Annotated in this window: 8 protein-coding genes; 2 read left to right on the plus strand and 6 right to left on the minus strand. The window is 38.8% G+C overall.

What is annotated here, in order from left to right; all coding sequences use genetic code 11:
• Positions 1-218: 218 nt before the first annotated feature.
• Both ASE55_RS02225 and ASE55_RS02230 read right to left on the minus strand, forming a co-directional pair.
• On the minus strand, positions 219-677 hold the full coding sequence (locus tag ASE55_RS02225) for a TolC family protein (RefSeq protein WP_056214947.1): 459 nt from the start codon (positions 675-677) through the stop codon (positions 219-221).
• Between the two features lie 89 nt (positions 678-766).
• Complete coding sequence (locus ASE55_RS02230) at positions 767-1,612, minus strand: helix-turn-helix domain-containing protein (protein ID WP_056214950.1); 846 nt, start codon at positions 1,610-1,612, stop codon at positions 767-769.
• Positions 1,613-1,682: 70 nt separating this feature from the next.
• Between ASE55_RS02230 and ASE55_RS02235 the strand changes: the two genes are divergently transcribed.
• Positions 1,683-2,153 carry a DUF962 domain-containing protein gene (locus tag ASE55_RS02235; protein ID WP_056214953.1) on the plus strand — a complete coding sequence of 157 codons (471 nt, stop codon included), beginning with the start codon at positions 1,683-1,685 and terminating at the stop codon, positions 2,151-2,153.
• Here the strand turns inward: ASE55_RS02235 and ASE55_RS02240 are convergent.
• Together ASE55_RS02240 and ASE55_RS02245 are read right to left on the minus strand one after the other, a co-directional pair.
• Complete coding sequence (locus ASE55_RS02240; protein WP_056214956.1) at positions 2,150-3,217, minus strand: DUF2891 domain-containing protein; 1,068 nt, start codon at positions 3,215-3,217, stop codon at positions 2,150-2,152. The genes ASE55_RS02235 and ASE55_RS02240 overlap by 4 nt on opposite strands.
• A 1,159-nt stretch (positions 3,218-4,376) precedes the next feature.
• Positions 4,377-4,964: a hypothetical protein gene (locus ASE55_RS02245; RefSeq protein WP_128414477.1), complete on the minus strand. Its 588-nt coding sequence runs from the start codon at positions 4,962-4,964 to the stop codon at positions 4,377-4,379.
• A 653-nt stretch (positions 4,965-5,617) separates the two neighbouring features.
• Between ASE55_RS02245 and ASE55_RS02250 the strand changes: the two genes are divergently transcribed.
• Positions 5,618-5,932, plus strand: coding sequence for a helix-turn-helix domain-containing protein (locus tag ASE55_RS02250; RefSeq protein ID WP_056214961.1), 315 nt, complete (start codon positions 5,618-5,620; stop codon positions 5,930-5,932).
• A gap of 146 nt (positions 5,933-6,078) precedes the next feature.
• On the opposite strand, the gene ASE55_RS20715 is transcribed toward ASE55_RS02250, so the two are convergent.
• Together ASE55_RS20715 and ASE55_RS02255 are read right to left on the minus strand one after the other, a co-directional pair.
• On the minus strand, positions 6,079-6,201 hold the full coding sequence (locus ASE55_RS20715; RefSeq protein ID WP_262483808.1) for a hypothetical protein: 123 nt from the start codon (positions 6,199-6,201) through the stop codon (positions 6,079-6,081).
• 2 nt (positions 6,202-6,203) lie between these two features.
• Entirely contained in the window at positions 6,204-6,812 is a 609-nt protein-coding gene (locus ASE55_RS02255; RefSeq protein ID WP_056214964.1) for a hypothetical protein, read from the minus strand.
• Between the last annotated feature and the right edge of the window lie 36 nt (positions 6,813-6,848).

Below are 6,848 nucleotides of genomic sequence, written 5' to 3' on the forward strand. Positions count from 1 at the left end.
ATAAATTTGTTTTGATTAATTGAAAGAGAAACTTATCATCATCTCAACTCCTTAATAATGGGCTCCAATCCCGAATTTCTATCTGAGTTTTTGATAAGGAGTTTTTGATAAGAAAGTGTTTAAGTCTTAATCGAAGTATGAGTTGTACTCGGAGTAATTATTAGTTTACTTAAACACTTTTCTCTTCATAATAAAAATATCATTTTCTTTTTACAAATCTAAAGGAGGTAATTGGAAATCACCAGGAACTTCACATCCTGCTTGTTCTTTTCCAGGTCCAGTTCAGAAAGCTGTTCGCGGAGCCCGGCCATTTCAATGGATTTATTCACCAGCCCTCCTTTAAAGATCAGCTGGGTTGCCTGAACGGCATAGGAACTTCCGTAATGGGGCATCGGGACATTCACGGAAGATGAAAAGTCTTTATCGAGTGCTATGGCGTTGCCTAAATAAAACTGGCTCGTAGATGCCGTAATATTCGGCAGCTTCTGAAGCCTGACAATATCTGTATTCTGTTTTGCAATATCGATGTTCCGTGCCGAAACTTTTAACTGCTGATGGTTCTCCACGGCGAGCGCGGCCACTTCACCGGCTGTAATCTGCTTTCTGTCCTGTGAAAAAAACAGCGCAGGGAGCATAGCTGTCATCAGAGACAGTGCTGTTTTTATATTCTTTACCATTGTACCTTGTTTTACGGTTGCAAAGTTAGGCTACGAAGAAACTCAAACAAATGTTTGAATTTTGGAAAAAGATGTTCAAATGTAGGATTTCAGCTTTCGAACTGAGTACGGTACTGTGACGGACTTTCGCCCGAATGTTTTTTAAAAAAGTGGGAAAATGAATACAGGTCACTGAATCCGAGTGTGGAAGAAATTTCAGAAACAGGCTTACTGGTGGAGTTCAGCAGTACTTTTGCCTCATTCATCACGATCAGGGCAATCACCTGGCCGGCAGATTTCCCGGTCACTTCCTTCACCACTGCAGAAAGATGTCTGGTTGTAATAGACTGCCGCTCTGCATAAAACTCCACGCTGCGCTCGGTATGATGGTGCAGGGCAAGATCATTCAAGAAGATAAAAACAATTTCCTCCTGCCTGGACATCTGGTTCATCGCATTGCTGTCTTCCTTGGAGATAATCCCGGCCATCTGGTAACAGAATACGGAGAAAAGATGCTCTACAATCTCTTTTTTATAGGTCATTTCCGTTTCAGAATCCAGGATATATTTTAAGAAATTTACGCTTTTCCAAACCACCTCCATTTCATCTGCATGAAAAGGAACCCCGATATTCATCTGCTGCCTGAAATACCGGTACGTAATGAGCCTGTTGAACTTCAGCGATAGGGCCGAAATAAATTCTCTTTTATATGATACCATTCTCGACTGGAAATCGTCACTTACAGAGATCATTTCATAAACCGTCTGCGGATCGGTAACCATAAACATATTGGCAGAAAGCTCCAGGTCCCGGAAATGCTGCCTGAGCCTGATGGTTCCGGTCTTGATAAAGATAAAAGCCGGGTTGTCCGGCCGGAAAGGCTTATCCACAGCAATCCGCTCGAAAATATTATGTTGCGTAAAGATCTCGACTCCGAATTTTTCCAGGACAGACATAACACAAATGTAAGCAATCTGCGGAGTGATTACAAAAATTTATTATTTTAGTGTTTTCCAAATTACCGGTATGAGAAAAATTGATTTGCTGTTTGCAGAGTATGCAGAAAGCCACAGAAACGCCACCAATAAACTAATCCACTGGATCTGTGTCCCGCTGATTTTCTGGACGATCCTGGGATTTATCTCGCTGATCCCTTCAAAATCCATCTGCTTTATTTACATCGGATGTATCAGCTATGTAAGCCTTGCCGCCATCGCGCTGGTGACGGTATTTTATATGAGGCTGTCTTTTTTAATCGGTTTTATTATGCTGATCCTGATGATCATCATGGAAAGTTTTGCTTTCGGCGTGAATACCCGTACAGAGAAACCCTGGCTCGTTTACCTTTCGGTTTTCGTGGTTACCTGGGCTTTGCAGTTTGTTGGCCATAAGATCGAAGGGAAAAAACCTTCCTTTATGAAAGACCTTCAGTTCCTGCTGATCGGGCCCATCTGGCTGCTGAGCTTTATTTTGAAAAAGGCAGGCATCCGGTATTAGTCTTCCAGTGCATAGACAGCAAAACTGGCCAGCCAGTGGTCTCCGCCGTAATTTCCCTGGAACAGCAGGGGAAGCCCATTGGATAAAAATACCTGCGCGGTTTTCCGGAACTCTTTTTTCAGGGGATGGCTGTCAGGCAGCGCGCCGGCAATCCCTTTCATGCACCATGCTTTGGAAAAAGACAGTCCTACCAGATGAACCGTCTGGTAATCTGAAAGGTCGCTTACCACAGGGATTTTCTCAATGTTTTCAAGGCTGCGTTTACCGTAAAATGCATTCAGCCACTGTACGAATTCTTTCTGCGGCAGTACCCTCCGCATCAGGTCGGTAATTTCAAGGCTGGGCGAAAAGAAGTCTGAGCCGTCGGGTTCAAGATAAGCCGGTGTCTTCTCGTCTTTCAGATAGAAATACTTTGCTTTTTCCAACAGCTGATTCTCAAAATCTTTATCATGGTTCGCCCGTGCCCAGTCGATCGCAAAAGCCATGGCGAAAGCGGTATTGAGATGAACGCCTGTTCGGTTCGGGTAGGTCTGCTTGGGCAGATAGGTTTTCCAGGAATTCAGAATTTTATCCGTTAGCGGCTTTAAGTTCTGATGCCAGGTTTTCGCTTTCGGATGGTTCCACGTGGTCAGTTCTTCATCCAGTTTCAGGAGCCAGGCCCAGCCGTAGGTTCTTTCGAAGGTGGTGGCCAGCTGGTACCGGGTGAAATAATTTGCTTCGGCGTCCAGGTTTTCTTTCCGGAAAGACTGGTCCAGTATATTTTCAATGTCCTTAGCCACAGACAGATCCGGTTTTGTCTTTAACAGCCGTAACAGCATCCAGTGCCCGTGAACGGAGCTGTGCCAGTCGAAACAGCCGTAAAAGCTGGGGTGCAGCTGCTTCGGGCTTAAGGAAGCCTCTCCTGCATTATTGATGATATGTGCGGTTTTATTCGGGTATTCCTGATTAATGCAGTGCAGCGGTTTTTCCGCTAATTTCATGGCCATGGCATCGGTAAGTTTCGGAACTTCCTGTGCATACAGGGAAAACGGAAATATTAACGCGGCTAAAAGACTGTTTTTCATCTGATAAAAATAGAAAAATATATGGTTTGTTGAAGAGGATGTTTTTTAATGTAAAGATTATGTTTCTGTGAGTTAAACTTTGCGTTCAATTAAGCTGTTTTTTAAACGCAAAGTTTATTTTTCTGTATGTTTTATTAAAGAGGGAGCAAAGAGTGAATCAGCAAGCTGATTTGATGAAGCGAACGTTTTAGCCATGAGCTTTATCAGCGGCTTTGCCGGTATCCTTTGCTCCCTTAAAATTTTAAAGTATTATTAATAAAACTTTGCGTTTAATTAAGATGTTTTTTTAACGAAGATTATCTTTCTGTGCGTTTATTCCGTTCATTTTGCCTTGATGCAAAACGAACCAAAAGATCAAGACCTGGATTCTTCCGCTAAAAATAAATCCTGTTCACTAAAAATTCTAAACTTGTGCGAAATCATTTTTTGGTGAACAAACACTGGTTTCCTCGCACTTCGGACAGTAGAATTTTCTTAACGTTCACAGTATCTATTTTCTTAACGCTTCAGACTCCTATGTCGTTTTTTACTGACAGTCGGTGATGTAATTTTTTGTATTCTTTATTTAAAGTTTATTTTGAGTAATCTAATATCATCTGATGAAACGGACGTATCAGCCAGGCGCTTTATCAGCGACTTTGCCACTACTCTTTGCTCACTTAAAATTTTAAAGTATCCTGAATAAGACTTTGCGTTTAATTTTTTTAACGTAAAGATTATCTTTCTGTGTGTTTATTCTGTTCATTTTGCCTTGATGCAAAACGAACCAAAAGATCAAGACCTGGATTCTTCCGCTAAAAATAAATCCTGTTCACTAAAAATTCTAAAACTTGTGCGAAATCATTTTTTGGTGAATATACACTGGTTTCCTCGCACTTCGGACAGTAGAATTTTCTTAACGTTCACAGGCTTTATTTTCTTAACGCTTCAGACTCCTATGTCGTTTTTTACTGGCAGTCGGTATTGTAATTTTTTGGTGTTTCTTATCTAAAGTTTATTTTGAATAATCTAATATCATCTGATGAAGCGGGCGTATCAACCAGGCGCTTGATCAGCGGCTTTGTCGCTAGCCTTTGCTTCCTTAAAATCTGAACGTATTATTAGTAAAACTTTGCGTTTAATTTTTTTAACGCAAAGATTATCTTTCTGTGTGTTTTATTTAAGAGGGAGCAAAGAGTGAATCAGCAGGCTGATTTGATGAAGCGACTGCCGGAACTTCGTTTTTTTTACGTTTTCTCCTTTCCAGAATTAGCTGGGCAGCATCCAGCATTTTGTTCAGGTGGATGAACGGCGTGACGATATTACTTTCCGGGACATTGTTGAAAGAGCCGAGGGAGAAATACACGATCTCCGCCAGGAAATGATCAAAATCCCTGATTGTAAATCCACTGAACGCTTTCTGAAATACCAGAAACGGGTCTCTGTATTCTTCTTTTGAAAGCGAACCCAGCATCAGATGTAGCGCCGGTTCTGCCGAATCATGGATTGCCCATTTTTTTGATTTGAACTGCAGACAATAGCCGGCCCGGACAAATGAACGGAGTGAAAGGTATAAATGAAAGATCACGGAGGGATTGTCTTTCATCAGGACTTTCCGGTTCTGGGCGTAGTCCATCATTTCATACAGCCTGTTTTTGGCGGCTGCCGGATCATGGAACTGGAAAAAGGTTTCCATCAGGCTGAATGCGGAATGTTTCCTGCGGTCCGTCCAGCATCCGGATTCAAAATCTATGTTTTTCTTTTTCATGGCAAGATATTTTTTTTGTGTTGATCGCCTGTCGGTTTTGCGGTTCCGGTTGGGCAGGCTGCAAGCGAGCGGCCGTCCTGGGACGGCCATGCCTGCAGTGGTCTTCATCATTTGTGTATTTACGGTATGTACCTCTCCTGCCCTTTCTTCGTGTTGCTTTTGCAGAAAGAGGTTTTGATTTTATCAATGAATGGCTTATAAGCCCTGTCAGTTTTTGGTAATTGAGCCTGTGGAAGCCCCGCAATAGGTTGTACACCCTATCGTACAATGTCATTCTGAATGCAGCGCAGCGAAATATATTACAACATCTCCTGACGGCACTCTTATCTTGTAAAGCAGGCTTAGAATAATTGCAGAATACCGGACGGCATAAAAATAAAACGGCATGGAACTCTACATTATCCGATCTGAGGTACTGGTATACCTTACGTACAGATAAGAGAGCCCACGCCTAGGTCGTGAGCTTCCTGCTTATCGTCTCGTACGTTAAAAATTACCAGTTTTCAGATCGAGATTCTAAGCAATAGCTTCTATTGTTCTTTGAAGTATCGCAAAGTTACATTGCTGTAACTTATATTGCAAATATAATAACTTTATTTCAATTGTGACATATTTGTCAATGATATTTTTGACAAATATGTCACTTTTATTTAATGAATCATATTGAGGATAAATATTTTATTGCTGTTGCTGATTACATTAAAAGATTTCTTGATGAAAAAGGAATTGATGCAGCTGACTTAGCAGCAGCAGCAAATGTTGATCGCAAACAAGTTTATAGATTACTTAACAAAGAAAATGTTCCTAAACTTTCAACATTAATAAGAATATCTTTAGCTGCTGGAATAGAACCTTCAAAACTTTTCTCAATCAAATTTGATTTTGAAATGTACATGAAAGAGAATAATATTTTAAAAGCTAATGCTAAAAATAAAAAAAATCCTAACAAGAGTCAGGATTTTTTTTAAAACTTTTATACATTTGATAAACTAAAAAAGAATTATCCTTGTTTGATTATCTTAATAATATTCTCAAGTAAGAATTATAATTCAAATAAAATATTCTATACAAAAGAATACCTATTCGATCAACATATATGTTTATATTTCTAAATTTATTTTGTTTTTGGAGGCTTCAGATTAGTTGGCTTAACAGTCACTCTACCTAAACCAATTTTTACCATTGGAATAGTAGATTTTGGAACGGATGATTCTGGTATTGATATCTTTTTGCTCATAATTATTTTTTAGGTTTAATTTGAAAAGAAGGTTTTGTTGTTGTCCTTCCTTTTTCATCATTTAAAGGCCTTGGATTTACATTTGTATTAGCACCCTTAGGAACGTCTTTATTAGAATATTCTTTTTTGCTCATTGTTTTTATATTTAAAATTAAAAATATTGAAAGCATTAATGTTGCTAATGTGATTGACGAAACACAGCCCCTATTAAGAAATACAATAACCTTGTTCCTTTTATCTATATTTTCAGAGATAACCTCACATTGATTATCAATATCAATTATATTTTTTTCATCATTTGAAATTGCAATATAATGCGAAAATAAATTTAATAGTAGGCTTATAAGGAAAAGTATACTAGCAAATATAATAAAAAATTGTAATTGATAATATACTTCTTTCTCAATCAGCTTGCTCAAAATAGTTAAACATATAAAAAGTCCTCCACTGCTGAAAATATTTAAATATTTTTCAAAATCATCTTGGCTTTTTGTAAGATTTTGTAAGATTGTATTTCTATATTTCTCCCAATCACTAAATGATTCATCTGTATAATTAATATTGTCAATTTTTTTTGGATAGTAATTATTATCCCCATTATATACTGCCATTTCACTTATTTAATAATGTTTAAAAATAACAATTAA

Origin of the sequence: Chryseobacterium sp. Leaf201 (genome assembly GCF_001421435.1) — a bacterium.
Classification (GTDB): domain Bacteria; phylum Bacteroidota; class Bacteroidia; order Flavobacteriales; family Weeksellaceae; genus Chryseobacterium.

What these genes read in the sequence shown, in the direction of transcription:
- ASE55_RS02235 (WP_056214953.1), top strand. Translation starts at nt 1,683, where the DNA reads ATGAGAAAAATTGATTTGCTGTTTGCAGAGTATGCAGAAAGCCACAGA.
- ASE55_RS02230 (WP_056214950.1), bottom strand. Translation starts at nt 1,612, where the DNA reads ATGTCTGTCCTGGAAAAATTCGGAGTCGAGATCTTTACGCAACATAAT.
- ASE55_RS02255 (WP_056214964.1), bottom strand. Translation starts at nt 6,812, where the DNA reads ATGGCAGTATATAATGGGGATAATAATTACTATCCAAAAAAAATTGAC.
- ASE55_RS02250 (WP_056214961.1), top strand. Translation starts at nt 5,618, where the DNA reads ATGAATCATATTGAGGATAAATATTTTATTGCTGTTGCTGATTACATT.
- ASE55_RS02240 (WP_056214956.1), bottom strand. Translation starts at nt 3,217, where the DNA reads ATGAAAAACAGTCTTTTAGCCGCGTTAATATTTCCGTTTTCCCTGTAT.
- ASE55_RS02245 (WP_128414477.1), bottom strand. Translation starts at nt 4,964, where the DNA reads ATGAAAAAGAAAAACATAGATTTTGAATCCGGATGCTGGACGGACCGC.
- ASE55_RS20715 (WP_262483808.1), bottom strand. Translation starts at nt 6,201, where the DNA reads ATGAGCAAAAAGATATCAATACCAGAATCATCCGTTCCAAAATCTACT.
- ASE55_RS02225 (WP_056214947.1), bottom strand. Translation starts at nt 677, where the DNA reads ATGGTAAAGAATATAAAAACAGCACTGTCTCTGATGACAGCTATGCTC.